General features: G+C 70.5%; 21 protein-coding genes. 14 read left to right on the forward strand and 7 right to left on the reverse strand.

Annotation, left to right across the window (positions count from 1 at the left end; translation table 11 throughout):
* Window positions 1–253 precede the first annotated feature (253 nt).
* The 4 genes from hrpA to NOSIN_RS02540 all read left to right on the forward strand — a co-directional run bounded on the left by hrpA (window position 254) and on the right by NOSIN_RS02540 (window position 7,859).
* Window positions 254–4,204, forward strand: coding sequence for an ATP-dependent RNA helicase HrpA (gene hrpA / locus NOSIN_RS02525; protein ID WP_077689183.1), 3,951 nt, complete (start codon window positions 254–256; stop codon window positions 4,202–4,204).
* A gap of 144 nt (window positions 4,205–4,348) precedes the next feature.
* Window positions 4,349–5,302 carry a PDDEXK family nuclease gene (locus NOSIN_RS02530; RefSeq protein ID WP_077689184.1) on the forward strand — a complete coding sequence of 318 codons (954 nt, stop codon included), beginning with the start codon at window positions 4,349–4,351 and terminating at the stop codon, window positions 5,300–5,302.
* Between the two features lie 135 nt (window positions 5,303–5,437).
* Entirely contained in the window at window positions 5,438–6,517 is a 1,080-nt protein-coding gene (locus tag NOSIN_RS02535) for a lactonase family protein (protein ID WP_236743284.1), read from the forward strand.
* A gap of 643 nt (window positions 6,518–7,160) precedes the next feature.
* Window positions 7,161–7,859 carry a glycoside hydrolase family 11 protein gene (locus tag NOSIN_RS02540; protein ID WP_077689185.1) on the forward strand — a complete coding sequence of 233 codons (699 nt, stop codon included), beginning with the start codon at window positions 7,161–7,163 and terminating at the stop codon, window positions 7,857–7,859.
* A 134-nt stretch (window positions 7,860–7,993) separates the two neighbouring features.
* Here the strand turns inward: NOSIN_RS02540 and NOSIN_RS02545 are convergent, their stop codons facing one another.
* Entirely contained in the window at window positions 7,994–8,989 is a 996-nt protein-coding gene (locus tag NOSIN_RS02545; RefSeq protein ID WP_077689186.1) for a hypothetical protein, read from the reverse strand.
* 574 nt (window positions 8,990–9,563) lie between these two features.
* Here NOSIN_RS02545 and NOSIN_RS02550 point away from each other — a divergent pair.
* The 5 genes from NOSIN_RS02550 to NOSIN_RS02570 all read left to right on the forward strand — a co-directional run bounded on the left by NOSIN_RS02550 (window position 9,564) and on the right by NOSIN_RS02570 (window position 13,093).
* Entirely contained in the window at window positions 9,564–9,866 is a 303-nt protein-coding gene (locus tag NOSIN_RS02550; RefSeq protein WP_143832835.1) for a hypothetical protein, read from the forward strand.
* Between the two features lie 170 nt (window positions 9,867–10,036).
* Window positions 10,037–10,672 carry a biotin transporter BioY gene (locus NOSIN_RS02555; RefSeq protein ID WP_077689188.1) on the forward strand — a complete coding sequence of 212 codons (636 nt, stop codon included), beginning with the start codon at window positions 10,037–10,039 and terminating at the stop codon, window positions 10,670–10,672.
* The gene (locus tag NOSIN_RS02560) at window positions 10,672–11,352 is read left to right on the forward strand and encodes an energy-coupling factor ABC transporter ATP-binding protein (protein WP_077689189.1); all 681 of its coding nucleotides are present in this window, start codon (window positions 10,672–10,674) and stop codon (window positions 11,350–11,352) included. The genes NOSIN_RS02555 and NOSIN_RS02560 overlap by 1 nt, the downstream gene beginning before the upstream one ends.
* Window positions 11,349–11,963, forward strand: coding sequence for a CbiQ family ECF transporter T component (locus NOSIN_RS02565; RefSeq protein ID WP_077689190.1), 615 nt, complete (start codon window positions 11,349–11,351; stop codon window positions 11,961–11,963). Before NOSIN_RS02560 ends, NOSIN_RS02565 begins: the two co-directional genes overlap by 4 nt.
* Before the next feature lie 137 nt (window positions 11,964–12,100).
* Window positions 12,101–13,093 (forward strand): serine hydrolase, encoded by a 993-nt coding sequence (locus NOSIN_RS02570; RefSeq protein ID WP_375539640.1) that lies wholly within the window; start codon window positions 12,101–12,103, stop codon window positions 13,091–13,093.
* Window positions 13,094–13,269: 176 nt separating this feature from the next.
* Here the strand turns inward: NOSIN_RS02570 and NOSIN_RS02575 are convergent, their stop codons facing one another.
* The gene (locus tag NOSIN_RS02575; RefSeq protein WP_077689191.1) at window positions 13,270–14,028 is read right to left on the reverse strand and encodes an SDR family oxidoreductase; all 759 of its coding nucleotides are present in this window, start codon (window positions 14,026–14,028) and stop codon (window positions 13,270–13,272) included.
* Between the two features lie 325 nt (window positions 14,029–14,353).
* Between NOSIN_RS02575 and NOSIN_RS02580 the strand changes: the two genes are divergently transcribed.
* Window positions 14,354–14,851 (forward strand): ATP-binding protein, encoded by a 498-nt coding sequence (locus NOSIN_RS02580; protein ID WP_077689192.1) that lies wholly within the window; start codon window positions 14,354–14,356, stop codon window positions 14,849–14,851.
* 261 nt (window positions 14,852–15,112) lie between these two features.
* Complete coding sequence (locus NOSIN_RS02585; RefSeq protein ID WP_077693364.1) at window positions 15,113–15,955, forward strand: helix-turn-helix domain-containing protein; 843 nt, start codon at window positions 15,113–15,115, stop codon at window positions 15,953–15,955.
* Between the two features lie 297 nt (window positions 15,956–16,252).
* On the opposite strand, the gene NOSIN_RS02590 is transcribed toward NOSIN_RS02585, so the two are convergent.
* The 5 genes from NOSIN_RS02590 to NOSIN_RS02610 all read right to left on the reverse strand — a co-directional run bounded on the left by NOSIN_RS02590 (window position 16,253) and on the right by NOSIN_RS02610 (window position 21,166).
* Complete coding sequence (locus NOSIN_RS02590; RefSeq protein ID WP_077689193.1) at window positions 16,253–16,486, reverse strand: DUF397 domain-containing protein; 234 nt, start codon at window positions 16,484–16,486, stop codon at window positions 16,253–16,255.
* 326 nt (window positions 16,487–16,812) lie between these two features.
* Entirely contained in the window at window positions 16,813–17,841 is a 1,029-nt protein-coding gene (locus NOSIN_RS02595) for a metal ABC transporter substrate-binding protein (protein ID WP_170293650.1), read from the reverse strand.
* Window positions 17,842–17,920: 79 nt separating this feature from the next.
* A complete protein-coding gene (locus tag NOSIN_RS02600) occupies window positions 17,921–18,592 on the reverse strand; it encodes a potassium channel family protein (protein WP_077689194.1) in 672 nt (223 codons plus the stop codon).
* 27 nt (window positions 18,593–18,619) lie between these two features.
* Entirely contained in the window at window positions 18,620–20,080 is a 1,461-nt protein-coding gene (locus NOSIN_RS02605; protein WP_077689195.1) for a TrkH family potassium uptake protein, read from the reverse strand.
* Window positions 20,081–20,251: 171 nt separating this feature from the next.
* The gene (locus tag NOSIN_RS02610; RefSeq protein ID WP_077689196.1) at window positions 20,252–21,166 is read right to left on the reverse strand and encodes a cation diffusion facilitator family transporter; all 915 of its coding nucleotides are present in this window, start codon (window positions 21,164–21,166) and stop codon (window positions 20,252–20,254) included.
* 120 nt (window positions 21,167–21,286) lie between these two features.
* Between NOSIN_RS02610 and cmtR the strand changes: the two genes are divergently transcribed.
* The 3 genes from cmtR (at window position 21,287) to NOSIN_RS02625 (ending at window position 26,842) form a co-directional block, all read left to right on the forward strand.
* Window positions 21,287–21,685 carry a Cd(II)/Pb(II)-sensing metalloregulatory transcriptional regulator CmtR gene (gene cmtR / locus NOSIN_RS02615; RefSeq protein ID WP_077689197.1) on the forward strand — a complete coding sequence of 133 codons (399 nt, stop codon included), beginning with the start codon at window positions 21,287–21,289 and terminating at the stop codon, window positions 21,683–21,685.
* A 547-nt stretch (window positions 21,686–22,232) separates the two neighbouring features.
* Window positions 22,233–25,451, forward strand: a complete 3,219-nt coding sequence (locus NOSIN_RS02620; RefSeq protein ID WP_077689198.1) for an efflux RND transporter permease subunit — start codon at window positions 22,233–22,235, stop codon at window positions 25,449–25,451.
* A 539-nt stretch (window positions 25,452–25,990) separates the two neighbouring features.
* A complete protein-coding gene (locus NOSIN_RS02625) occupies window positions 25,991–26,842 on the forward strand; it encodes a SigB/SigF/SigG family RNA polymerase sigma factor (RefSeq protein ID WP_077689199.1) in 852 nt (283 codons plus the stop codon).
* Window positions 26,843–26,964: the final 122 nt, after the last annotated feature.

Below are 26,964 nucleotides of genomic sequence, written 5' to 3' on the forward strand. Positions count from 1 at the left end.
CGGGTCTGCGCCGGGCGGCCCGCGGGCGGGTGAGTCCCGTGACGGGTCCCCGCGGGTCCGATGGCCCTCCCTCCCGCCGATCCGCCCACCGACGGCCTCGGAGGGCCCGCCGGGACGGCGTTCGGAACAACCCGGGCCCGGCGGACGTTGGCTCCTACGTGCCCCAGGCCCCGTACGCGCCGGAGCGCCGCGCCGCGTCGGCGCGGTCCCGGCGGCGAAAACCGGTTGCCGCCCCTTCTACCCTTGACTACTGATGAGCACCACCACGCCCGCGCCCGCCGCGGACACACTCCGCTCCCGGCTGCGCGACCTCATGCCCTCGGACCGCCACCGGCTGCGTCGGCGTATCGACGGTCTGGCCAAGATCAGCGACGAGCGCCGCCGCGCCTCGGTCACCGCCCAGATCGCCGGGGACATCGACGAGGCCCTCCTGCGCGTGGACCTGCGCCGCGAGGCGGTCCCGGAGCTCACCTACCCCGAGGAACTCCCGGTCAGCGCCCGGCGCGAGGACATCGCCGAGGCCATCCGGGACAACCAGGTCGTCATCGTCGCCGGTGAGACCGGTTCCGGCAAGACCACCCAGCTGCCCAAGATCTGCCTGGAGCTGGGGCGCGGCGTCATGGGCACCATCGGCCACACCCAGCCCCGGCGGCTGGCCGCCCGCACGGTCGCCGAGCGCATCGCCGAGGAGATCGGCACCCCGCTGGGCGAGACCGTCGGCTACAAGGTCCGCTTCACCGACTCCTCCGGCGAGAGCACGCTGGTCAAGCTGATGACCGACGGCATCCTGCTCGCCGAGATCCAGCACGACCGCATGCTGCGCCAGTACGACACGCTCATCATCGACGAGGCCCACGAGCGCAGCCTCAACATCGACTTCCTGCTCGGCTACCTCAAGCGGCTGCTGCCCAAGCGACCCGACCTCAAGGTCGTCATCACCTCGGCCACCATCGACCCCGAGCGCTTCTCCCGCCACTTCGACGACGCCCCCATCGTCGAGGTCTCCGGCCGCACCTACCCGGTCGAGGTCCGCTACCGGCCCATCTCCGAGGAGATCCTCGACCCGGAGGAGAAGAACCCGGGCGGCGGCACCGACCGCGACCAGACCCAGGCCATCCTGGACGCCGTCGACGAGCTCAGCCACGAGCCCCCCGGCGACGTGCTGGTCTTCCTCAGCGGTGAGCGCGAGATCCGCGACACGGCCGAGGCCCTGGAGAAGAAGAAGCTCCCGAACACCGAGATCCTGCCGCTCTACGCGCGCCTGTCGGTCTCCGAGCAAAGACGCGTGTGGTCCTCCCACAGAGGACGCCGCGTCGTCCTGGCCACCAACGTCGCCGAGACCTCCCTGACCGTCCCCGGCATCAAGTACGTCATCGACCCGGGCACCGCGCGCATCTCCCGCTACTCCCACCGCACCAAGGTGCAGCGCCTGCCCATCGAGGCGGTCTCCCAGGCCTCCGCCAACCAGCGCAAGGGCCGCTGCGGCCGTGTCTCGGAGGGCATCTGCATCCGGCTGTACTCGGAGGAGGACTTCCTTTCCCGTCCCGAGTACACCGACCCCGAGATCCTTCGCACCAACCTGGCCTCGGTCATCCTCCAGATGGCCTCCCTGGGTCTGGGCGACGTGGCGGCCTTCCCGTTCGTGGACGGCCCCGACCACCGCCAGATCAAGGACGGCGTCAACCTCCTCGAAGAGCTGGGCGCCCTGCACCCCGACGCCTCCGGCGCCAAGCGCAGGCTCACGCGGACGGGCCGCCGGCTGGCCCAGCTGCCCGTCGACCCGCGCCTGGGCCGGATGGTCCTGGAGGCGCACGAGCGCGACTGCCTGGGCGAGGTGCTGGTCATCACCGCCGCCCTGTCCATCCAGGACCCGCGCGAGCGCCCCGCGGACAAACAGCAGCAGGCCCAGCAGTCGCACGCCAGGTTCGCCGACAAGGAGTCGGACTTCCTGGCCTTCCTCAACCTGTGGAACCACCTGCGCGAGAAGCAGCGGGAGCTGTCGGGCAACCAGTTCCGCAGGCTGTGCCGCGAGGAGTACCTCAACTACCTGCGCGTACGCGAGTGGCAGGACATCCACAGCCAGCTCCGACAGGTGCTGCGCTCCATGGACATCGACGTTCCGCGCCCGCGCGAGGAGGCCGCCGACCCGCGCGGCGTGCACATGTCGCTGCTGGCCGGGCTGCTCTCGCACGTGGGGCTCAAGGACCCAGAGAAGCACGAGTACCTGGGCGGGCGCGGCGCCCGCTTCGCGATCTTCCCCGGATCGGCGCTGTTCAAGAAGCAGCCCCGCTTCGTGATGGCCGCCGAGCTGGTGGAGACCTCCAAGCTCTGGGGCCGCATGGTCGCGAAGATCGAGCCGGAGTGGGCCGAGGAGCTGGCCGGGGACATCGTCAAGCGCCACTACAGCGAACCGCACTGGGAGCGCAAGCGCGGCGCCGTCATGGCCTTCGAGCGCGTCACCCTCTACGGCGTGCCCATCGTCGTGCAGCGCAAGGTGTCCTACGGCAGGATCGACCCCGAGCTGTCCCGGGAGCTGTTCATCCGCCGCGCCCTGGTCGAGGGCGACTGGGAGACCCGCCACCACTTCTTCCACGACAACCGCAAGCTCCTGGACGAGGTGGAGGACCTCGAACACCGCGCCCGCCGCCGCGACATCGTCGTGGACGACGAGACGCTGTTCCAGTTCTACGACGCGCGCGTGCCGGACTCGGTGGTCTCGGCCGCCCACTTCGACTCCTGGTGGAAGAAGGCCCGCCGCACCGAGCCCGAGCTGCTGGACTTCACCCGCGAGGAGCTCATCAACGAGGGCGTCGACGTCGTCAACGAGGACGACTACCCGGACGTGTGGCGCCAGGGCGAGTTCACCTTCCCGCTGACCTACCAGTTCGAGCCGGGCAGCGACTCCGACGGCGTCACCGTGCACATCCCGGTGAAGTTCCTCAACCAGGTGGACAACACCGGGTTCGACTGGCAGATCCGGGGCCTGCGCGACGAACTCGTCACCGCGATGATCCGGTCCCTGCCCAAGCCGCTGCGGCGCAACTTCGTGCCCGTCCCGGACCACGCGGCCCGGGCGCGGGAGGGACTGGACCCCTACTCGGGTCCGCTCACCGAGGCGCTGGCCGCCGAGCTCACCCAGATGGCGGGGGAGCGGATCACCCCCGCCGACTTCCAGCTCGACCGGGTGCCCGACCACCTGCGCATCACCTTCCGCTCGGTGGACGAGCGGGGCCGCACCCTGGCCGAGTCCAAGGACCTGGAGAAGCTGCGCACCAAGCTCAAGCCGCGCCTGCGCGAGGCGATCTCCGCCGAGGCCAAGGGCGTGGAGAAGAAGGGGATCACCTCCTGGGACTTCGGCCCGCTGGAGCAGACCCTGGAGCGCAAGTCGCTCGGCCCCGGGGTGAAGGGCTACCCGGCGCTGGTGGACGAGGGCGACAGCGTCGCGATCCGCATCTTCGACACCCGGCCCGAGCAGCGCGCCGCCATGTGGGCGGGCACCCGGCGCCTGCTGCTGCTCACCGTGCCCTCGGTGGCGCACGTGGTCAGCAAGGGCCTGAACAACCCCGACAAGCTCGCCCTGGCCGACAACCCGCACGGCTCGGTCGGCAAGATGCTGGCCGACGCCGAGTCGGCCGCGGTCGACCACCTGCTCGCCCGCGAGGGCGGCCCGGTGTGGAACGGCGAGGACTTCCACAAGCTCGCCGAGCGGGTGCGCGCCGACCTCGGCGACACCCTCGCCGAGGTCCTCGACAAGAGCGCGCGCGTCCTGGTGCTGTGGCGCAAGGTGTCCAAGAAGGTCAAGGGCACCACGTCCCTGGCCGTGCTGCCCTCGCTCAACGACGTGCAGGGCCAGCTCGCCGGCCTGGTCGGGGACGGGTTCGTCACTGCGGCGGGCCTGTCGCGCCTGGACGACCTCCACCGCTACCTGCGCGGAGTGGAGTACCGGTTGAACAAGCTGCCGGAGAACCCGCGCCGCGACCAGGTGAACATGGCCAAGGTCGAGCAGATGCGCCAGGCGGTGGCCAGGCTGCGCGGGAGCCTCGGCCCCGGCCGCGCGGCCGACCCGGACGTGGTGGAGCTGCGCTGGATGCTGGAGGAGTACCGGGTGAGCCTGTTCGCCCAGGAGCTGCGCACGGCCTACCCGGTCTCGGACAAGCGCATCATGAAGGCCGTCGAGGCCGCCAAGGCGGTCGGCCGCAAGTAGCCGTCCTCCCGGTTGATCTTGTACTTATAGCGAGTTTGGGCGCCCAAACTCGCTATAAGTACAAGATCAACAAAGGTGGAGTGGGTTGTCCACAGGTACGGCGACCCTGTGGCGCCCGGAAGCCGGCTGACGGACAGTGGTCGCATGGAACAGCTCCCGCCACGCCCGGGCGGTCCCCTCCCCGCGGCCACCGGAACCGCGGTGCGCCAGTACGGTGTCCTGAGCTGGCAGCAGGCCCGCGCCCACGGACTGCGCCAGACCGACATACGCTGCCTGCTCCGCGGCGGTGAGTGGGGGCGGCCGTACCGGCAGGTGTACGCCGTGCGCTCGCTGCTCTCGCCCATGGGCAGCCCGGACCGGCTGCGATCCGGTGTCATGGCCGCGCAGCTGGCCCTGGGCCCGCACGCCTTCGCCGCAGGTGAGACCGCAGCGCTCCTGTGGGGTATGCAGGGGCTCCCGCGCTGGGACGGCCGCGAGGCCCACATGGTCGTCCCAGCGCTCGGGGCCCAGCGCCACGTCACCGGCATCACACTGCACAGCTGGGACACCCCTGCGGAGGAGCTCACCGAGATCGGTGGCTGCATCAGGGTCACCCGTCCGGGCCGCACCCTGCGCGACACCCTCCTTCGGGTGGACCGCGACACCGCCGTGTGCCTCATGGACTCGGCTCTGAACCAGGGGCTCGTCAGGCAGGAGGAGTTCGAGGAACTGGAGAGGGCCAACCGGCGGCGCAGGGGGTGCGTGAACGTCCGCCGCTGGTGGTCGCTGGCCGACTCCCGGTCCCAGAGCGCGCTGGAGACACGGATCCGCCTGGTCTGTGTCGACGGCGGCCTGCCCCCCGACGAACTGCAACGCCGCTTCGTGGACGGGTCGGGCAGGACGCTCGCGGTGGTGGACTTCTGGTGGGAGGCCTCCAGGCTCATCGGCGAAGCCGACGGCCTGGGCCCCCACAGCAGCCCGCGAGCCCTCGCCCGGGACCGGGAACGGCAGAACGCCCTTCAACGCTGGTATCCGGACGCCAGGATCGTCCGCTTCACCTGGCAGGACCTCAGGCGTCCCGAGTACATCCTGGCCGCCGTCGCCGGTACCGGGAGCTGATGTCCCGCCACCGGTCCTCCCACCGGGTCGGCCCGGGGCCGACCGCCCGGTTCCGGACGGCGGCCTGTAGCATGCGCCCTGTGGTTTAGACCACTGACGGTGTGAGGCACGGGCGCGAGCGAAACGGGGATCCTGGTGGGCGAAGCGGTGGACGGACGGCGGCTCCTGCTGGTGGGCACCTACACCCCCGACTCCGACCCTGCGGGTGAGGGCGCCGGGATCTACCGGGTCTGGTTCGACCCCATGACGGGGGAGATGGCCGACGGCGGCGTGGCCGCCCGCACCCCGGGCCCCTCCTTCCTGGCCTTCCACGAGGACCCGCCCACGGTCTACGCGGTCAACGAGCGCGCCGAGGGCACCGTCGCCGCCTTCCGTGTCGACGGGCAGGCCCGGCTCACCGAGCTGGGCTCGGCCCCCACCGGCGGCGGATCGCCCTGCCACGTGCTCGCGGTGGACTCACGGCTGACGGTCGCCAACTACGCCAACGGCGTGGCGACCGTGTACGGACTGGGGAAGGACGGCACGCTCATCGCCGGAGCGGCGGAGTTCGCCAACACCGGGAGCGGGCCGGTCACCGGCCGCCAGGAGGGGCCGCACGCGCACAGCGCCGCCGCCCCCGACGAGCGCCACGTGCTCGTGGCCGACCTGGGCACCGACGAACTGCGCGTCATCCGCGACGGCGAGCAGGTCGGCGCCGTCTCGCTGCCCCCGGGCACCGGCCCCCGGCACACGGCGGTGGCGGGGGAGTACCTCTACGTCGCCGGCGAGCTGGACTCACGGGTGCACGTCCTGCGCTGGGACCCGGGCACCGGCACCGCCGAACACCTCGGCTCCGTCCACGCCACCGGCGAGGAGGCGGCGGGCGACAACTTCCCCGCCGAGATCCTCACGAACGGCGACCACGTGTACGTGTCCAACCGGGGCGCCGACACGATCTCCACCTTCGCCGTCCGCGACGGCGGCGCGCGGCTGGAGCACGTGGCCAACGCCCCGGCCGGAGGGCCGTGGCCGCGCAACTTCACCGTGGTGCGCGGCCACCGCGAGGAGCCCGACCACCTGGTCGTGGCGGCCCAGAACGGGGACTCCCTGGCCTCCCTGCTCCTCGACCCCGACACGGGCGTCCCCGCCGACACCGGCCACCGGCTGGGCGTCCCCGTTCCCGTGTGCGTGCTCCCGGTCCCCATCACCCGCATCCGCCGCGCCGAGGGATCCTGACCCGGGGAAGAGCCGCGTGATCGGCTCTCCGGTCCTCGGGACGCGGACACGCTCCTCCGAGAACACCCGGGGCGCCGGCCCGCGACGGTGAACCCCGCGCCGGGAAGGCGCCACCGGGCCGTCCGACGCCCGCCCTGCGCGAGCCCCGGCCCTCCGCCCGCACCGGATCCTCCCGTCCCCCACGGGCCTCCTGCGTGAGGCCGGGGCCGCGTCCCGGTCCCGGCCGTCCGTGTCGCCGGACGCGGAGCACCCGACGGTAGCGGCCGCGGCGGGCCGGTCTCGGCCGTGCTCCGTCCCTTGTACGCCGCGCAGCGTGCCCCGAAACTATCCGAAAACTTTCGGCTTCATCGGCCCGGTGTCTGCACCTCTCCCTGCGATACTCCATGTCGTTTTCGGATTTACCGCCCAGAAATCACCTCTGGCCAGGGATTACTCTCTCCCGATGGGGATTAACCCCACCGAAATTTTCCGGAAACCATTGACAACCCGGCGGAGTCGGACAAATACTCTCACTCACGGCAATCAGCCGAACCCGCCGCGTGATACGGGGTCGAAGCGCGGTGGCCGTCCCCTGGCCACCGACGACCCCTCCGGCCCGTGTCGCGCCGGCTGACCCCCCTGTCAGCCTTCGCAAGGAGGAAGCATGTCAACGGAAGACACCCCCACCCCCCACCTCCCCCAGATCAGCCGCAGAGGACTTCTCGGCGGCGTCGGCGCGCTGGCGCTGACCGTGCCCGCGATCATGGCGATGCCCGGCACCGCCCACGCCATGCAGACCATCACCCAGAACCAGACCGGCACCCACAACGGCTACTACTACTCGTTCTGGACCGACGGCGGCGGCTCGGTCTCCATGACCCTGGGCAACGGCGGCAACTACAGCACCCAGTGGCGCAACACCGGCAACTTCGTCTGCGGCAAGGGCTGGAGCAACGGCGGCCGCAGGAACGTGAACTACTCGGGTGGCTTCAACCCGTCCGGCAACGGATACCTGTGCCTGTACGGGTGGACGTCGAACCCGCTCGTGGAGTACTACATCGTCGACAGCTGGGGCACCTACCGGCCCACGGGAGAGCACCGGGGCACGGTCTACAGCGACGGCGGCAACTACGACGTCTACCGCACGATGCGCTACGACTCCCCCTCGGTGGAGGGCACCCAGACCTTCCCCCAGTACTGGAGCGTCCGCCAGTCGAAGAGGGTGGGCGGGACCATCACCACCGGCAACCACTTCGACGCCTGGAACAGGGCCGGAATGAACCTGGGCAACTTCAGCTACTACATGATCATGGCGACCGAGGGATACCAGAGCAGCGGCAACTCCAACCTCTACGTGGGCTGACGGGCCTCCGGTTCCCTGACGCGGTCGTTGGCTCCCGGAACGTCAACGACCCCCGCGTGAGCCGGTGACGCCCCGACCCCGCACCCGTGGCGCGGCGGCTTCCGGCCGCCGCGCCACACCTCCGTCGGCCGAGGTCACACGAGATCGGCCGGCCCCTTCGCGAGGGCCGTGCCCCGGTAGCCGATGGGACCCTCGCCGACACGTTGGTAGTAACCGAGAAACCCGTCCGCCTCCGCCTCGAAGGCGACGGACCCGGAGTTCTCCCGCTGGTCGCGCCAGGTGAGGCGCTCCACGGGGGCGCCGCCGCCGTCGTCGACGAGCATCCGCAGTTCGCCGGAGGCGTGCCAGCCGCCGCCCCACCCCTCCTCGGTGCGGAAGCGGTGCACGGTCACCCCCTCGGTGCCCTCCGGGTAGGTCCTGCGCTCCACCAGGTGGCCGCGGTACTCGGCCAGGCGACCGTCCGCGTCGCGGTGGTAGCCGTGGAAGTCCCCCAGGGCCGACTGGAAGCCGATCGCCGCCTCGGCTCCGTCCGCGGCGCGCCAGGAGAGCTGCGCGATCGGGGCCCGCTCGCCGCGGTCGACGTGGACCAGCAGCCGCCCGGCGGGCTCCCAGCGGCGCTCTTCCCCCGCCGGGGAGTGGACCCGTCTACGGGTGGTGTAGCGGAGCACGGACCGCTCGTCGGCCGCAGAGGCCATCGCCCGTGCCGCGCGGCCCCGCTCGTGGACGGAGTCGACGCTGACCCGGTACAGCCACAGCATGGTCCGCGCGTCGGCGCCGCTGCGCACCGTCACCTGGTTGCGTCCCCGGCGCAGCCACCGCCCGGGGACGGCGAAGTCGCAGTCCTGCGGCAGGTCCCCGCCTCCGGGGACGGTCATGCGTGAGGCGACCGGCTCGCCGTTGACCAGGACGGTCATCGGGGCGTACCCGGGGGAGCGCCCGCTCTTGGAAACGAGCGCGGTCACCCTCAGGACCGCCTCCACGACGTCCTCGTCCGTCTCGAAGGCGAACTCGACCGAGCCGCCGGCGTCCAGCTTCAGATGGTCTCCGCCGAACCGGCCGTTCCCGTACCGCACGGTGGCGTTGCCCAGGCGGGCCGGTTCGACGGAGAGGTCGGCGTAGGTCGGTTCCATGACGGACTCCCGGGTGCGGTGCCGCGGGCTTCGGTGGGAGGCACCGGCGGCGGAGGGACTGGAGGGACACGCGGAGCGTACCGAGCGGCTGCGACAGCCCCGACGGCACGGGAAGGACGTGGCCGTGCACGCTGGACGGCGGGCCGTGCGGCCACCGGCTGGGCGTTCCCGTCCCCGTGTGCGTGTTCCCGGTGCCCATCGCCCGTATCCGCCGGGCCGGGCGCACCGGAGCGTGGGGCGAAAACCACTGATGCCACGGTGACACGGCGATAGGCTCTGTGCCCATGGCCACCCCCATCGCCGTTCGGCACGTGAAGAACGCCGCCCCACCTGGGATGATCTTGCTCCCAGTGGCACTGTGGAGCGCCGACAGTGCCACTGGGAGCAAGATCATCGGCGGGAGAGTCCCAGGCGTCACACCAGTGACGATTTCGGTCATCCTACGTAAAAAGGAAGGCGTGGGGAGGGCCATATCCGTGCCCACCTTCGGGGATCCCCAACCATACTGGAAGCCCGACCAGCGGTACCAGGGTCCCCACCAGTACGTCTAGCCCGACCCCTGGGAGAAGACATCGTGCTTCTTGTGGCTCCGGTGGCCGCCGTCGCCGCGACACTTCTGCTGACGGCGCTCACCGGGCAGATTCTCCCGGTGCTCGTATGGGGCACCCTCACGACCTTGATCGCCGTGGCTCCGCTCGTCGTCCCAGCGCCGCACCGGCGCACCGCGACCTGGGTGTGCGCCGCCCTCCTGGCCGCTGCGATCGCCCTCGGCATCCTGTCGGTCGGGGTGTTCTACGTCCCCGCACTCGCCGCACTCGTCGTCGCGGGGATCACGCACCGTCCGAAGAGCAGGAGAGGGCGGTCGACCGCGACATGAGGCCGTGCGGCGGTTCCGCGGCCGCGTGACCCGGGTCTGTGACCCGGGTCTCAGGACGAACCCCACAACAACCGGGCGCGCGGAACTGTGCGACCCGCCCCCTGCCCCGGTCACCGGCATCACGGACAATGGGAGGTGATCCGCTCCCACACCCCTGAGGGAACCCACCCATGCCCACGACCAGGAACGTCGTCCGCCACAAGGGCCTGACCGCCCGCGACCTCGCACTCATCGCCGTGTTCGCCGGACTCATCGCCGCACTCAGCGTCGCCGTCGCCATCCCGCTGCCGTTCTCGCCGGTGCCGATCACCCTCCAGACCCTCGGCATCATGCTCGCCCCCAGCCTCCTGGGCTGGAAGCGCGGCACCCTCGCCGTCGCCGCCTTCCTCGCCCTGGGCCTGGCCGGACTCCCGCTCTTCGCGGGCGGCATGGGCGGTGTCGGGGTCCTGGCCAGGCCCTCGGCCGGATTCATCGTCAGCTGGATCTTCGCCGCGCTGGTCATCGGCGTGCTCACCGACCTCCTGGTCCGCGGCAACCACGGCCGCTACCGCTTCTGGGCGGGCCTGGGCATCAACGTCGTCGGCGGCATCCTCGTCATCTACGCGATCGGCGTCCCCTGGATGGCCGTCGTCGCGGGCAGCGGGGTCCTGGCCACCACCTACTCCATGCTGGCCTTCCTTCCGGGAGACCTCGTCAAGGCCGTCGTCACCGCCCTCATCGCCAGCACGGTCTTTCGCGCCTACCCCATCCCGCCCGCCGGGCACCCGGTCGTCGAGGTCGACGAGGGCAAGGGCGGAGCCGCCTGATGCTCCGACTCGAGGGGGTCTCCCACTCCTACGACGACCGCGCCGTGCTGCGCGACGTCACCCTCGACCTCGCCGAGCACCGCATCGGCGTGATCGGGGCCAACGGATCGGGCAAGTCCACGCTCGCCCGCACCCTCAACGGCCTCGTCGTCCCCGACGAGGGCCGGGTGACGCTGGGGGAGTGGGACACCCGGCGTCACGCCAGACACATCCGGCGCAGGGTCGGCTTCGTCTTCTCCGACGCCGCCAACCAGATCATCATGCCCACCGTCGCCGAGGACGTGGAGATCGGCCTGCGCGCCCTGAAGCTCGGCCGTGAGGAGACCGCCCGCCGGGTCGAGGAGGCCCTGGTCCGCTACGGCCTCGACGGCCACCGCGACCACCCCGGGCACCTGCTCTCCGGCGGCCAGAAACAGCTCCTCGCCCTGGCCTCGGTCCTGGTCACCGAACCCGAGGTGCTGGTCTGCGACGAGCCCACCACCCTGCTCGACCTGCGCAACACCCGCATGGTGCACCGCACCCTCGACGGCCTCGAACAGCAGGTCGTGCTGTTCACGCACGACCTGGACCTGCTCGACGACTTCGACCGGGTCCTGGTCATGGACGCCGGACGGGTGGTCTTCGACGGCGTGCCCGGCGACGCCGTGCCCCACTACACCAAGCTCATGGACGAGCGGTGAGCACCGTCGGCCTGTACGTCCCCGGCCACAGCCCCCTCCACCGGACCCCGGCCGGGGCCAAACTCCTCGCGCTGCTGCTGGCCGGGATCGGCCTGGTCGTCTGGGCCGACCACCGCGTCGCGGCCGGCGCCCTGGCCGCCGCGCTCGTGCTCTACCCGGCGGTGGGACTGCCCCTGCGGCGGGCCTGGTCCGCGCTGCGCGCGCTGTGGCCGTTCCTGCTGGCCATCGGCCTGTTCCAGGTCCTGTTCGCCGACTGGCAGACGGCCCTGCGCCTGTGCGCGCAGCTGGCCGCCCTCGTCCTGCTCGCCAACCTCGTCACCCTCACCACCCGCGTGCGCGAGATGCTCGACCTCTTCGAGCGGCTGGTCCGGCCGCTGCGCCACTTGGGCGCCAACCCCGACCGGATCGCCCTCGTCCTGGCGCTCACCATCCGCTCCATCCCGATGGCCGCCGCCGCGTGGGAGGCGGCCCGCGAGGGCTACCGGGCGCGGGGACTGTCCGGCCGGCCCCACCTGCTGGTGGTCCCGGTGATCGTCCAGTTGCTGCGGATGGCCGACGCGACGGGGGAGGCGCTCGTGGCCCGGGGTATCGATGAGGACACCAGACACTGATGTGTCCACCGGGCTGCACCCCCGGGAACGAAACGAGGGAATCCGGTACCGATTGAGTATCGGATGGTCGGATTCGCACGTATTTCGATGGATAATGACGGTCCAGTCCGTCCGAAGCAGCGCGCGCCAACGAACCGGTGATCAGTGTGCCCCGGCGTCGTCCCCCCGCCGAGACCAGGACCTGGTCCGCCCTCACCACGGCGGTCGTCCTCGTCGCCTTGATGGCCCTCGCCCTGCCCGGCGCCACCTCCGCCGCCGGGAGTGTCCCCCCTGAGCCGGATCCGGCCCTGGTCCGCGCCCTGCTCTCCGAGGAGATCCCTCCCCTGGTGCCCTTCGCGCCCCGCACCGGCCCCGCCACCGGCGGGCAGGGCCTCACCCCCGCCCAGCGCGAGGAGCTCACCGCCCGGATCGGGGCGCTCTCCGATGAGTACGACGCCGACTTCGGCGTCGCCGTGCAGGACCTGCGCACCGGCGCCACCTTCAGCCACAACGCGCACCAGCAGTTCCCCACGGCGAGCACCGTCAAGCTGACCATCCTGGCCATGCTGCTCCTGCGTGCGCAGGAGGAGGGGCGCGACCTCACCGAGGCCGAGCGGGCCCAGGTCTCCGTGATGATCCGCTACAGCGACAACGAGGTCACCGACGGCCTGTACTCGCGGATCGGCTTCACGGACGGCTTCGTGCACGGATCCGAGGTCCTCGGCTTCACCGGCACCGATCCCCATCCCCGGGGCGTGTGGGGCGCCACCATGACCACCGCCGCCGACCAGGTGCGGCTGCTGCGCGCCCTCTACTGCGAGGAGAGCCCGTTGTCGCAGGAGAGCCGCGACTACGCGCGCGGGCTGATGGAGTCCGTCGCCCCCGAACAGGCATGGGGCGTCTCGGCTGGCGCCGACCCCGACGACGTCGTGGGCCTCAAGAACGGATGGACGCCGCGGGAGAGCAACGGCGGCCTGTGGAACGTCAACAGCGTCGGCTACGTGGCCGGTTCCGGACACGAGTACCTGATCGCGGTCCTCACCGACGGCAGCGCCGGCTACGCCACGGGCGTCGCCCTGGTGGAGGAGCTGGCCTCCACGGTCACCGGCGCCCTGGAGGAGCCGCTGATCCTGGAGGAGTCCGTCCGCTGACCACCGGCTCCGGCAAGCCCGGAACCCCGGATGATCTTGCTCCCAGTGGCACTCCCGACCACCGACAGTGTCACCGGGAGCAAGATCATCGCTGTCGGGAGCCTGAAACACGTGCGCCCCGCCCGGCGGGAGCCGGACGGGGCAGAGCGAGGCGGAACCCCGCGACAGGCACGGACCTAGTCCAGCGGGCCGCCGGCGACGTAGACGACCTGGCCGGACACGAATCCGGCGTCCTCACCGGTGAGGAAGGCGACCGTGTTGGCGATGTCGTCGGGCACGCCCGCCCGGCGCACGGGGATCTCGGCCTCCTTGAAGGCCTTCATCTCCTCGTACTTGACGCCGATGCGCTCGGCGGTCGCCTTGGTCATGTCGGTCTCGATGAACCCGGGCGCGATCGCGTTGCAGGTGACGCCGAACTTGCCCAGCTCGATGGCGAGGGTCTTGGTGAACCCCTGGAGCCCGGCCTTGGCCGCGGAGTAGTTGGCCTGGCCGCGGTTGCCCAGAGCCGAGGAGCTGGACAGGTTGACGATCCGGCCCCAGCCGTTCTTGGTCATGTGGGCCTGGGCGGCCTTGCTCATCAGGAACGAGCCCCTCAGGTGCACGTTCATCACGGTGTCCCAGTCCTCCACGGACATCTTGAACAGCAGGTTGTCGCGCAGGACACCGGCGTTGTTCACCAGGATCGCGGGCGGGCCGAGGCGGTCGGCGACGGTGTCGACGGCGGCGGTCACCTGGTCGGGGTCGGACACGTCGCAGCCCACGGCCAGGGCCGTGCCGCCCGCGGCGGTGATGCGGTCCACGACCTTCTGGGCGTCGGACTCCTTCAGGTCCAGCACGGCGACGGCCCGGCCCTCGCGCGCCAGGCGCTCAGCCGTGGCGGCACCGATCCCACGGGCCGCGCCGGTCACGATGGCCACACGGGGCGTTGGGGACATGGTGTTACCTCCAGAATTAACGTGGTGGGCGCGAGGGAATCCTATCCGCATGCCAACCGGTCGGTAGGTTCCTGGGGGTGGTTCGGGGAAACGGTCCGATGGCGGGATCGTCCCCTCCCTACCGCGCTTTAGGGACCAGCCGAAGTTGGTCTCCCGGTTTTCCTGCACATCGCCGGGGGTTGGCCTACGATTGCCAGCAAGACCAAGATGCACGTGCATTCGAGCCGTGCAGCGGCACGCGCCCGACCCCGTACACGGACACCGCGTATCCTGGGAACGTGCCACTGCCGCTCACGCCGCGGTGCGTCAGGGAGGAGTGGAAGGCATGGAGTGTGCGGAGGCGGTGGCGGAACCGACCGGTGGTTGGTGGCTCAGGGTCCTGACGCACGGTTCCCGCCGATGGAACACCCCCGTCTGCGGAGACAGGCACGACGCCGTCACGTGGAGCTTCGAACCCCGGCCCCACGCGGTGGGCGCCGCACGTGAGATTTCCGAGGCCCTTCTCCATGAATGGGAGATGCGGTACTTGTGCGGTGATGTCGCTGTGGTCGTTTCCGAATTGGTTACCAATGCGGTCAGGCACGGTGCCCCTCTGCCCTTGACCAGGCGCGGTGAAGGGGGTATTCAGCTGTCGCTGATGCGCAGCGGCGGTGAATTCATCTGCGCGGTCCGCGACGGCGGAGACCGGCTCCCCCAGCCGAGGGAAGTCGATCTCGACCTGGAGGGCGGCCGGGGGCTTGCCCTGGTGAGTGCTTTCGCGCAAGAGTGGGGTGTGATTCCCACACCGCCCGGCGGCAAGTTCGTTTGGGCGCAATTCGTGTGAGTCGGTCGAAGCGCCCCCCGGCCGGATGGCCGACCTGTTCTCCCCCGCCCGGCGGCGGGCCCTTCCCGGTGCGTGGGAAGGTCCTCTGACCGAGGCCCTGGGACGTGCGCGCGCCGTGGCTCTATCGTGTACATGTAGTGTCTTGATCGCATGGCAAAGGTGTCCCGACGGCCCGGATACCCTTGTTCGAGGAATGACGGAGAGGCGGCGAACGTGGATATCGCTCGGTTGCGCCAGGGGAGCGGCCCCACCGTGCGCCGCATGTTGATCGGACACGAGCTGCGCCAACTCCGGGAGGCCCGCGGTATCAGTCGCGAGGACGCCGGGAACAAGATTCGCGTGTCGGCGTCCAAGATCAGCCGTATGGAACTCGGCCGGGTCGGTTTCAAGCTGCGCGATATCGAGGACCTCCTCAAGATGTACGGGGTCACCGACCGCAGGAGGATCAAGGAAATCCTCGAAGTCGCGCGCGAATCCAACAAGCCCGGATGGTGGAAGGAGTACGGGGAGTCACTGCACAAGTGGTTCATCCGCTACGTCGGCTTCGAGGAGGCCGCCGACCACATCCGTATCTACGAGTCCCAGTTCGTCCCCGGCCTGTTGCAGACCGAGGAGTACGCGCGGGCGATCATCTCCGGCGGCGTGGAGACCGACCAGGTCACCGAGCAGCGGGTGGAGGCCAGACTCAAGAGACAGCGCCGCCTGCGCACGGACAAGAACATGCGCATGTGGGTCATCCTCGACGAGGCGGCGGTACGCCGACCGATCGGCGGCCCCGAGGAGGGGCCCGAGATCATGCGCGGCCAGCTGGAGTGGCTCATCCAGCTCAGCGAGGAGCACGACAACATCACCCTCCAGATCGTCCCCTTCGCGGTGGGCGCGCACGCCGCCGAGGCCGGCTCGTTCACGCTCCTGCGCTACTCGGAGTTCGAACTGGCGGACATGGTCTACCTGGAGCAGCTCACCGACGCCGAGATCATCGACCGCCGCCCCGTGGTGGAGGCCTACACCAAGGCCATGACCCGGCTGAGCGTCGCCGCGGCCACGCCGGACGAGACGCTGGAGATGCTCAGGGAGATGCTGGAGGACCTGGACAAGGGGTGAGGGCACGCCTTGCGTCCGGGAGGGGTCCGGGGCGACGAGGCCGGGGATCGAGACAGGCTCGCCGAGGCGGGCCTTTCTGGTTTTCCCGTGCCGTCCGCTCCGGGAAGGGGCCGCCAGGGGGGACACGTCACCCGTGCCTGGCGTGGGGTCCTTGCCGGGGACCCCACGCGGTCCGTCTCCGGCCGACCCGGACGAGGGCGTGGCAACCGGGCCGCTGCTCGGGGGAGGGACCACCGCCTGGCAACGGTCCCTCCCTCGGGTTCCGAGGACGGCGACGTGACTGGCGGAAGAGCCTCCCTAGCTGAGGAGGTTGTCGAAGTCGCCGTCCTTGGCGCCCAGGATCATGCAGTCGATCTCCTCCTGGGTGTAGACCAGGGCCGGCCCGGACGGGAAGCGGGAGTTGCGCACGGCGATGGAACCGTCGCCGAGGCGGGCCATCTCCACGCATGCTCCCTGGGAGTTGCTGCGCTTGGCCTTCTGCCAGGCGGCGTCGGTGAGGTTGGTCGCGGGGATGCCGTTGTGTGCGGTCATGCTGCTCCTTCGTTCCTTGAGGGGAATGCGTCCGTGCTTATGCACTGCCAGATGCACGTGCATCGGCACTGACATATTCACAAGCATACCGTGACCTCCGCCACTTGTCCGAGGGTTTCCCGGTATGTAAGCAGGGCGTTACCCGAGGGTGGAGGTGGTGCGGCCGCAGGTCCGCGTGCATCGGGCCGGTCGTGGGATCGGCCGATGGCGGGGTCATCGGACCCTGGTCGCGGGGTCGGCCCGGGAGGCGGACGCGGAAGGACGAGAGCCCCGCCGGGCCCGCGGCGGGCGCCGCGGGCCCGGCGGGGCTCGAAGGGGCGGGGCGGTCAGGAGCAGGACAGCGCGGTGGTCAGCGCCTCCAGGTTGCCGCGCATGATCGAGGGGTAGTCGTCGCCGGGGGACTCCTCGGTGACGCCCTCCAGGGGATCGAGCACCTCCACCCGCGCGCCCGTCTCGGCGGCGATGGTCTCCGCGGTCGCCGCGGGCATCAGCGGCTCGGTGAAGACGGTGGTGATGTCGTGCTCGCGGACGGTGTCGGTGATCGCCGCGATCTGCGAGGGAGAGGGCTCGGTGTCGGGGTCCACCCCGCTGACGCCGACCTGCTCCAGGCCGTAGTCCTCGGTGAGGTAGGTGAAGGCGGTGTGCCCGACGACCACCTCCTCGTGCTCACAGGAGGACAGGCCCTCCTCGTACTCCCGGCCGATCGCCTCCAGTTCGGCGGTCACGGCCTCCGCGTTGCGCGCGTAGCGGTCGGCGCCCTCGGGGTGGACCTCGGCCATGCGGTCGCCGAGCGCTTGGGCCACCTGCGCCATCAGGTCCACGTCCAGCCAGAAGTGGGGGTCGTGCTCGCCGTGGTCGTGGCCCTCCTCCTCCGCGTGGCCCTCCTCCTCCGCGTGCTCGTCCGCGGCGTGCTCCTCCTCCGCGTGTTCATCCGCGGCGTGCTCCTCCTCCGCGTGCTCGTCCCCGGCCTCCTCGGCGGGGCGCAGGTGCACGAGGTCGGCGACGTCGAGCGCGCTCTCGGGGGCCTCCTGCTCGATCGCCTCGTCCACGGCGGGCTGGAGGCCGCCCACGTGGAAGGCGATGTCGGCCTCGATGACCTCGGCGACCTGGCGGCCGGTGAGTTCCAGGTCGTGGGGTTCGGTGCCCGGCTCGGTGAGCTGGACGACCGCCACCCGCTCACCGCCGACCTGCCGGGCCAGCCACTCCAGGGGGTAGACGCCGGTGACCACGGTGAGGTCGGCCTCGGCAGGGGAGACACCCGTGCCGCCGCCTTCCCCGCCGCCTCCGCAGGCGGTGATCGTCATGAGTGTGGCGGCGCCGAGGGCGGCGGCTCGCAGGGCTGTCCCAGTTCGCATGGGTCAATTCTCGGGAAAATGAAAACGGTTGTCAATTTGTCCGTTTGGTGGGGAACCCGAGAGGGACGTCCGCGTCGGCTCAGGTGGACTCGGAGAAGCGCTCCACGTCGTCGGTCCTGCCCGCCACCACGATCACGTCTCCCTTGTTCAGCACCGTCTCCTGGGTGGCGTAGGTGAACTCCTCGCCCATCCGCTTCACCGACACCACGGTGATCCCGTACTGCTGGCGGACCCCCGTCTCCCGCAGGGACTTGCCGGTCAGCGCCCTGGGGGCCTTGGTCTTGCCGAGGGAGAAGCCCTCCTCCAGTTCCACGTAGTCGAGCATCCGGCCCGACAGCAGGTGCGCCACGCGCTCGCCCATGTCGTGCTCGGGCAGCACTACGTGGTGGGCGCCCACCTGCTCCAGGATCCGCCCGTGCCGGCGGCTCGTCGCCTTCGCCCAGATGTTGGACACCCCCATGTCCACCAGCTGCGAGGTGGCCAGGATGCTCTCCTCCAGGTGTGTCCCTATGGCCACCACCGCCCGGTTGAACTGGGACGCGCCCACCTGGTGCAGCGCCTCCTCGTCGGTGGCGTCGGCGATCACCGTGTGGGTGAGGGCGTCGGCGTAGGTCTGCACCATGCGCGGGCTGGAGTCGACGCCCAGTACCTCCCACCCCCGGCTGACCAGTTCCAGGGCCAGCGAACTGCCGAACCGGCCCAGGCCGATGACCAGGACGCGCCTGTCGGTGGGTCTCCTGTGCTGCTGCACGGGTCTCTCCTTCTGTGCCGGGGGGCCTCAGCCGATGATCGGCCGCGCCTTGGCGAGATCGTAGCGACGGGGGCGGTCGCGGAACGCGAGCGCCGTCACGAAAGTGATGGGACCGATCCGCCCGGCCACCATGAGTACGGCCAGCAGGCACTGCACCCAGGGTGCCAGGTCCGCGGTGATGCCGGTGGACAGGCCGACCACGCCGACGGCGGAGACCACCTCGAACATCACGGGCAGCGTGTCGTAGGGGGTGGTGCGCACCAGCAGGATGGTGGTGAACGCCGCCACCGTCGCGGACAGGAACACCAGGCTCAGCGACTGGCGGACGACCTCGGGCGAGAGCTGGCGGTCGAACACGTGCACCTTGTCCTGGGCGCGGACCTCGGCCAGCACCACCAGGAAGATCACCGCGAGGGTGGCGACCTTGATGCCCCCGGCCGTTCCGGCGCTGCCGTTGCCGACGAACATGAGCATGATGGTCGTCAGCAGCGTGGCGTCCTCCATCTGGCCGGTGTCGACGACGTTGAGGCCGCCGCTGCGGGGCATCACGCCGTGGAAGAAGCCGTCGATGATCCGGGCCGTCCAGGGCAGCCGGCCCAGGGTCGCCGGGTTGTCCCACTCCATCACGATCACCAGCAGCGCCCCGGCCACGTAGAGGATCATGGTGGTGGTGATGGTGAGCTTGGTGTGCAGGCTCCACAGGCGCGGGGTGCGCAGCTCGCGCCACAGCTCCAGCAGGACCGGGAAGCCGATACCGCCGAGGATGACCGCGACGGAGATGGTCACCAGGATGATCGCGTCGCCGGAGAAGCGGGTCATACTGTCGCCGTAGAGCGACAGGCCCGCGTTGTTGAAGGCCGAGATCGAGTGGAAGAAGCCCGAGTAGAGGGCCTCTCCGAAGGACATGTCGTAGGCCAGCCACATCCTCGGCGTGATCAGCAGGAACGTGCACCCCTGGAGCACCAGGAAGATCACCGCCACCCGGCTGACCACGCCGCGCACGTCGCCCACCCACAGGCTCCGGGTCTCGGCCTGCACGTTGAGCTGCATGCGCAGCCCGAACCGGTGGATCATCGCGGTGCCCAGCAGGGAGGCCACGGTCATGATCCCCATGCCCCCGGCCTGCATGAGGACCAGGATGATCGCGTGGCCGAAGGCGTTGAGATCGTCGCCGATGTTGATCACGCTCAGCCCGCACACCGCCAGCGACGTCGTCGCGGTGAAGAAGGCCTCGACGAACGTGAGCCCCTCGCCGTCGGGCGTGGCCATCGGGGTCATCAGCAGGCCCGTGCCCGCCAGGTCCACGGCCATGAACATCATGAGGAAGACCCGCGCGGGCTTGCGCCACCCGCGGGGCTCACGTGTCGAGCTGGAGTCCAACCGCATCCGGCGCCTCAGCAGGGATGCCCGCCGGGGGAGGAACGACGCCCTGTGGGCGACCGGCCTGAGGAAGGATCGCATGCCCGCTCTCGGCGGCGTCTCACTCATCGCTGGTCGGGGGTTGGAAAGGGTGCCACGGTTCCTCCTTTTACATGGCCGCGAGGAATTGTGCCAGAACGCTGCGATCGTGGCACGTCGACCGGCCCGTCCAGCATCGTAAACCGCGGAGGGGGCTGGTGTGGGCGGTCGGAGGAACCCCCGCGGGCCGGGGGAGGCGGGTCAGGCGTGGCAGGAGCCCTCGTGGTCGGCGTGGCCGGGCGGTTCCAGTTGCAGGGTGGAGTGCTCGACGTCGAAGTGGCCCGTCAGGCACGCGTGGAGCTCGTCCAGCATCCGGCCGCTGTCGCCGAGGTACCCGTCGGCGACCACCACGTGCGCCGACATCACGGGTACACCGGAGGTGATGGTCCAGGCGTGCAGGTCGTGGACGTCGAGCACGGCGGGGTGCCCGAGCAGGTGGTCGCGCACCTCGCTCAGGTCCATGCCCCTGGGAGTGGCCTCCAGCAGGATGTGCACAGCCTCGCGCAGCAGCGCCCAGGCACGGGGCACGATGATCACGGCGATGCCCAGCGACACGAGGGTGTCCACCCGCGCCCACCCGGTCGTCCAGACCACGATCCCGCCCGCGATGACGCCGACCGAGGCCAGGGCGTCGCCCATGACCTCCAGGTAGGCGCCCTTGACGTTGAGGCTCGTCCGGGAGCCCGCGCGCAGGACGAACAGCGCGCCGACGTTCATGACCAGGCCGAAGGCGGCGACGACGACCATGCCGAGGCCGGACACCTCGGCGGGTCTTTGGAGCCGCTCGACCGCCTCCACCACGATGAACCCGCACAGGACGAACAGCACCAGCGCGTTGACGGCGGCGGCGAGGATCTCCGCGCGCTGGTAGCCGAAAGTGCGCCTGTTGGTGGCGGGCCGCGCGGCGATCCACACGGCGGCCAGGGCGAGGGCCACCCCGAGGGAGTCGGTGACGGTGTGCCCGGCGTCGGCGAGCAGGGCCAGGCTGCCGCTGAGCGCGGCGCCGGCCACCTGGACCACGGCGACGGCGAGCATCATCCCGAGGACCACCGCCAGCCGCCTGCTGTTGGCCGCTCCCGCGGTACCCGCGTGCCCGTGCCCGTGTCCCACGCCCATCGGTGCCCCCCGACCTGCCGTCCGGTCCCCGGGCGCCGTAGACGACGGCGCCCATGATTCAGCCATCACTGTTTATACAGCCCAGAGTGTCTATACAGCAAGCTATGTACAATGGTTTTCATGTTGACCTCCGAGCAGCGCCTGTCCGCCATCCACCGACTCGGCCGCGCCCTGGCCGACCCCACCCGCTGCCGCCTGCTGCTGGCGCTCCTCGACGGTCCCCACTACCCAGCCGGGCTCGCCGAGCAACTGGGCCTCACCCGCCAGAACGTCTCCAACCACCTCGCCTGCCTGCGTGACTGCGGCCTGGTGCGCACCTCCGCCCGGGGCCGGCAGGTCAGCTACGAACTCGTGGACGAGTCCCTGGCCCACGCCCTGGAGGACCTCCTGCGCGTGGTGTGGGGCACCGCCCAGCCGCACGGGCCCGTGGACCTCCCGGACGGGCTCGCGGACCCCTCGGAGGCGTCCGTGGAGGGCGCCGGGCCGTCAGACTCCGAGGGCCGGAAGTCCCTGAAGTGACGTCCGTTACGTGCCACGGCCGTTCGGAGCGCGGATAGGGCGCGCCCCACCGGTCCCGGGCTCCGACTTCGGGATGAGGGCGCCGACTTTGGTCGGAGCCGGCCCTGACGGAAGGCTGACGTGTCCCTGAGAGTCCCCCTGAATCGGGAGGGGTGACTCAACTCCCGATATAACGCGACGTATGGTGAGTGGTGCGCCCGGCGGATGCATGAGGCCCGACGCGCGAGGCTGACACGGGTGTCCCGCGCCTCGCGGACGAACACCGGCATCCCCCACCACCACACGTTCGGACCGGCCGTCGAACCGATGAGCGAGCCGGCGGAGACACCGACGGAAGAGCACACCGGCGGACAAGCCGGCGGAAGCGACGTGTGTGCTCCGACGGGCGCCGACAGGCACCGGACGACCCGCACGCCACGGCCCGCCCCCGTGGTCCGCAGTGAACATAGGAGCGAGAACCTCTCATGCCCAGATCGGCCGCAAGGGCCCGCGCCGCGGGCCTCCCCCGGACGGGGACCGCCGCCAGCAGCGTGGAAGGGACCGAGGTATGAACCGCGTGGCGGTCATGTCGCTCGGCAACCGGGCGCTGGTCCTTCTCATCACCCTGGCAGTCCTCTTCTTCGGAGTCCTCGCGGCGGCGTCGGCCAAACGCGAGCTCTTCCCCGCGATGTCCCTCCCGACGGTGATGGTCTCCGGCACCTACCAGGGCGCCTCTCCCCAGGTGGTGGAGAGCCAGGTCACCGAACCGCTGGAGCAGGCCGTCCAGAGCGTCCCCGGCGTCACCACGGTCACCTCCACCTCCAGCACGGGCTCGTCCCAGGTCACGGTCGAGTTCGACTACGGCCAGGACCAGGACGACCTCGTCCGCCAGACCCAGATCGCGGTCGACCAGGTCTCGGGCATGCTCCCGGAGGACGTGAACACCAGCGTCATGTCCTTCAGCACGGACATGATGCCGGTCGTGATGCTCGCGGCGGGCGCCCAGGACGGCGACGACCAGTCCATGGTCGACCCGCTGGAGACCCACCTCATCCCCGAGCTGGAGTCCGTCCCGGGCGTGCGCTCGGCGACGGTCACCGGAGCGGTGGAGTCCGACGTCGTCGTCACGCCGGACGCGGCCGAGCTCGCCTCCGCGGGCCTGACCCCCCAGGACGTCGTGGACTCCCTCAAGTCCAGCGGCCTGATGCAGCCGGGCGGGGACGTCGAGTCCGACGGCCGCAGCCTGAACGTGACCACCGGTGACCAGTTCACCTCGATCGAGCAGGTCGAGGGCGTCTGGCTGCGTCCGTCCGCGGCCGACGGGGACATGTCCGCAGCCGCTCCCGGCGCACCCCCCGCGGCCGCGCCCGAACCGGTCCGGCTCTCCGAGGTCGCCGACGTCGAACTCGTCCAGGACGAGGCCTCCAGCCTGTCGCGCGTCAACGGCGACCCGAGCATCGGCGTCATGGTCATGAAGACGCCCGACGGCAACACCGTCGAGGTCTCCGAGGGCGTCCACTCCGTCCTGGACGAGCAGGCCGAGGTCCTCGGCGACGACATCGACATCAGCGTGGTCTTCGACCAGGCCCCCTACATCAACGAGTCCATCGTCGCGATGCTCGAAGAGGGCGGCATGGGCCTGGCCGCCGCGGTGTTCGTCATCCTGGTCTTCCTGTTCTCGATCCGCTCCACCCTGGTGATCGCGGTGTCGATCCCGGTGTCGGTGCTGATCGGGTTCCTGGGCATGCAGGCGTTCGACTTCTCGCTGAACATGCTCACCCTCGCCGCCATCACGATCTCCATCGGGCGCGTGGTGGACGACTCCATCGTGGTCCTGGAGAACATCCGCAGACACCTGGACTACGGCAAGGAGCGGATGGCCGCGGTCAAGCAGGGCGTGCGCGAGGTCGCCACCGCCGTGGTCTCCTCCACCCTGGCGACCATCGCCGTGTTCCTGCCGCTGGCCTTCGTCGGCGGCCAGGTCGGCGAGCTCTTCATGCCGTTCGCGGTCACCGCCAGTCTGGCCCTGGCCGCCTCCCTGATCGTCTCGATCACGCTCATCCCGGTGCTGTGCTACTGGTTCATGCGCCCGAAGGAGATCGGGGACGCCACTCAGGAGCAGATCCAGCGGGAGGAGTACGAGCGGGAGCTGCGCAGCCCGCTCCAGCGCGCCTACCTGCCGGTCATCCGCTGGATCACCACCAAGCGCAAGGCCGCCACGCTCACCACCCTGACCGCCACCCTCGTGATCCTCGGCGGCACGGTCTACATGGCAGGCGGCATCGAGACCGACTGGATGGGCCAGTCGGAGCAGAACACCTACGCGGTCGTCCAGGAGCTGCCCCCGGGCACGTCCCTGGAGGTGGCCGACGCCGAGGCGGCCAAGGTCGAGGAGGTCCTCGCCGGGTACGCCTGGGTGGAGTCCTACCAGACCAACGTGGGCGGCGGCGGTCTCGCCGGCATGATGGGCGGTGGCGGCTCGGCCCAGGTCGACTACAACGTCACCGCCGACCCCGACACCGACCAGCTCCGCAACCGCGAGGTGCTGCGCGACGACCTCGCCGCCCTGGACACCGAGTACGAGCCGCGACTGAGCAGCATGGAGGCCATGGGCGGTTCCGGTCTCGAGGTGCGGGTCAGCGCGGACGACCAGGAGACCCTGGCCGAGGCGGCCGGGATCGTCGAGGAGGAGCTGCGGGCGATCGACGGCACCGCCGACGTCGCCAACAGCATCTCCGAGTCCCGGCCCGCGCTGGAGGTGCGCGTCGACGGCGAGGAGGCCGCCCGGCTCGGCATGAACGAGGCCATGATCGGCCAGCAGGTCACCGCGGCCTTCAACGGCCAGGGCGTCGGCACCGTCACCCTGGACGATGCGCGCCGCGACATGGTGGTCCGCTTCGACGAGGCCCCGGAGAGCGTGGCCGACCTGGAGGACCTGCCCGTCGCGGGTCCGACGGGACGGACGGTCGCGCTGTCCGAGGTCGCCGAGGTGGCGGAGGTGCGCCAGCCGCCGGAGCTCACCCGGGTCGACGGCGTCACCAGCGCCACCGTGTCGGCGAGCGTCACCGCCTCCGACCTGGGCGCCGTGAGCGCCGAGATCACCCGGGTCCTGGAGACGGTGGACCTGCCCGAGGGCGCCACCACCGCCCTGGGCGGGGTCAGCCAGGACCAGAGCGAGGGCTTCACGCAGATCATCCTGGCGATGTTCGCCGCGATCGTCATCTGCTACCTGATCATGGTGGCGACCTTCAAGAGCCTGCTCCAGCCGCTGATGCTCCTGATCTCGGTGCCGTTCGCGATCACCGGTTCGCTGGGTCTGCTGCTGGTGACCGGGACCCCTCTGGGCATCGCGGGCATGGTCGGCATGCTGATGCTCATCGGCGTGGTGATCACCAACGCCATCGTGCTGATGGACCTGATCAACCAGAACCAGCGCAACGGGATGCCGCTCGGCGAGGCGATCGTGGAGGGTGCCCGCCACCGCCTGCGGCCCATCCTGATGACGGCGCTCGCGACCGTCGCGGCGCTGACCCCGATGGCCCTGGGCGTCACGGGCGGCGGTGCGTTCATCTCCGCGCCGCTGGCGCTCGTGGTGATCGGCGGCCTGGTGACCTCCACCGTGCTCACGCTGATCCTGGTCCCGGTCCTCTACCAGTTGGTGGAGTGGGGCCGGCAGCGCCGCGCGGCCCGCAGGCACGCGCGCGCCGAGCGCCGCCGTGTTCGCGGGAGGGGCACCGCCGACAAGGGCGGACCCGGGGCCGAACGCGTCAAGCAGCCGGTCGGCTGATCCCGGCGGTCCACCGGACCAGGGGGCGCTTCGCGCGGTGCGCGGGGCGCCCCCTCGTCGTCGGCGGAGCGGGCGTGCCGCCATGGTCCAGGTCACGTTTTCGGTGGGCGGCGAAGCTTTACCCAGCCGAAATAAGCCGAACAACAGTTCGATATGTGAATTAAGCGACAGATATGTTTTATTCCGTACTTGGGCGGTATGGAGGTAGTGCCTGCGGGCAACACGTCAGGTGGGAGGGTGCGGCCGTTGCGCCACACGGACCTTCGGGGGAAGGGTCCGGGTGCGGCGGCCGCAGTTTTTTTGGCCATGGAACCCCAGGTCAGAAGGGGTGATCGAGGTAGATAGTTGTCGTGTGACAACAAAATTTTGCCCCACGGCTTTTGAAGCCGTTTCTGAGGGAACGTACTCTGCGCACCACGGTGGTCACCGCCGAACCGTAGGGGGCCCGACAACAGTCGGGAGCGGGACGCACTGCTGGGGCCTGCCATCCAGGCAGTAACGCCAGAAACACACAGGACAGAGCACCGGGGGGTTTTCTCTTGTCCGCTATCACCGCCAACGTGTCCCAGAACACAACGGAGTACACGCCCACGATCCCCAAGCCGCGCAGGTCGTCCGAGGACGTCTCCGCCGAGGAGCTCCTGTCCGAACTCCGGGACCTCCCCGAGGGGGACCCCAGGGCGAACAGACTGCGCGAGCGCGTCGTGGTCCTCTACCAGCCCCTGATCAACAAGATCGCACGCCGCTACGGGGGCCGCGGCGAACCGCTGGAGGACCTGAAGCAGACCGCCATGGTCGGTCTCGTCAAGGCGGTACACGGCTACGACCCCGACCGCGGCAAGCCGTTCATCTCCTACCTGCTGCCCACGGTCACCGGAGAGATCAAGCGCCACTTCCGCGACCACACCTGGGCGATCCGGGTTCCCCGGCGGCACCAGGAGAACAGGGTCAAGCTGCGGCGCGTCACCGGCGAGTTCCAGCAGACCCACGCACGCACCCCCACCATCGCCGAACTCGCCGAGGAGATGGGGATCTCCGAGGCCGAGGTCAGTGAGCTGGCCCAGGTCTCCGAGTCCTACCGCTCCCTGTCGCTGGACGCGCCGGACTCCTCCGACTCGGAGGGGCAGGAGGGCGCCCGCCTGGAGGACCACCTGGGCAGCGAGGACAAGGCCCTGGAGCGGGTGGTCGAGCGCGAGTCGATCAAGCCCGCCCTGGCGCGCCTTCCCGAACGGGAGCGCAAGATCCTCATGCTGCGGTTCTTCGGCGACCACACCCAGTCCGAGATCGCCGACCGCATGGGCTACTCCCAGATGCACGTCTCCCGGCTCCTGGCCGGCATCCTGGAGCAGTTGCGCGAGGAAGTGAGCTCGGAGGGCTCCTCCCGTCGCTAGACCGTGTCCGCCGAACAGGCCCCGAAGCCGTTGACCGGCCCCGTGCCGGAGGACGCCCCCACGGCGTCCTCCGGCACGGCGGCGGGTCCGCCCGGGCTCCGGACCGCGGGGCCCGCGCCTCT

This window comes from Nocardiopsis sinuspersici (assembly GCF_001998325.1).
In the GTDB taxonomy this organism is placed as follows: Bacteria; Actinomycetota; Actinomycetes; order Streptosporangiales; family Streptosporangiaceae; genus Nocardiopsis; species Nocardiopsis sinuspersici.

Bases quoted from the DNA above. Each gene is read 5' to 3' on its own strand.
- hrpA (WP_077689183.1), top strand. From the start codon at position 254: ATGAGCACCACCACGCCCGCGCCCGCCGCGGACACACTCCGCTCCCGG.
- NOSIN_RS02530 (WP_077689184.1), top strand. From the start codon at position 4,349: ATGGAACAGCTCCCGCCACGCCCGGGCGGTCCCCTCCCCGCGGCCACC.
- NOSIN_RS02540 (WP_077689185.1), top strand. From the start codon at position 7,161: ATGTCAACGGAAGACACCCCCACCCCCCACCTCCCCCAGATCAGCCGC.
- NOSIN_RS02545 (WP_077689186.1), bottom strand. From the start codon at position 8,989: ATGGAACCGACCTACGCCGACCTCTCCGTCGAACCGGCCCGCCTGGGC.
- NOSIN_RS02555 (WP_077689188.1), top strand. From the start codon at position 10,037: ATGCCCACGACCAGGAACGTCGTCCGCCACAAGGGCCTGACCGCCCGC.
- NOSIN_RS02560 (WP_077689189.1), top strand. From the start codon at position 10,672: ATGCTCCGACTCGAGGGGGTCTCCCACTCCTACGACGACCGCGCCGTG.
- NOSIN_RS02575 (WP_077689191.1), bottom strand. From the start codon at position 14,028: ATGTCCCCAACGCCCCGTGTGGCCATCGTGACCGGCGCGGCCCGTGGG.
- NOSIN_RS02580 (WP_077689192.1), top strand. From the start codon at position 14,354: ATGGAGTGTGCGGAGGCGGTGGCGGAACCGACCGGTGGTTGGTGGCTC.
- NOSIN_RS02585 (WP_077693364.1), top strand. From the start codon at position 15,113: ATGTTGATCGGACACGAGCTGCGCCAACTCCGGGAGGCCCGCGGTATC.
- NOSIN_RS02590 (WP_077689193.1), bottom strand. From the start codon at position 16,486: ATGACCGCACACAACGGCATCCCCGCGACCAACCTCACCGACGCCGCC.
- NOSIN_RS02595 (WP_170293650.1), bottom strand. From the start codon at position 17,841: ATGCGAACTGGGACAGCCCTGCGAGCCGCCGCCCTCGGCGCCGCCACA.
- NOSIN_RS02605 (WP_077689195.1), bottom strand. From the start codon at position 20,080: ATGAGTGAGACGCCGCCGAGAGCGGGCATGCGATCCTTCCTCAGGCCG.
- NOSIN_RS02610 (WP_077689196.1), bottom strand. From the start codon at position 21,166: ATGGGCGTGGGACACGGGCACGGGCACGCGGGTACCGCGGGAGCGGCC.
- cmtR (WP_077689197.1), top strand. From the start codon at position 21,287: ATGTTGACCTCCGAGCAGCGCCTGTCCGCCATCCACCGACTCGGCCGC.
- NOSIN_RS02620 (WP_077689198.1), top strand. From the start codon at position 22,233: ATGAACCGCGTGGCGGTCATGTCGCTCGGCAACCGGGCGCTGGTCCTT.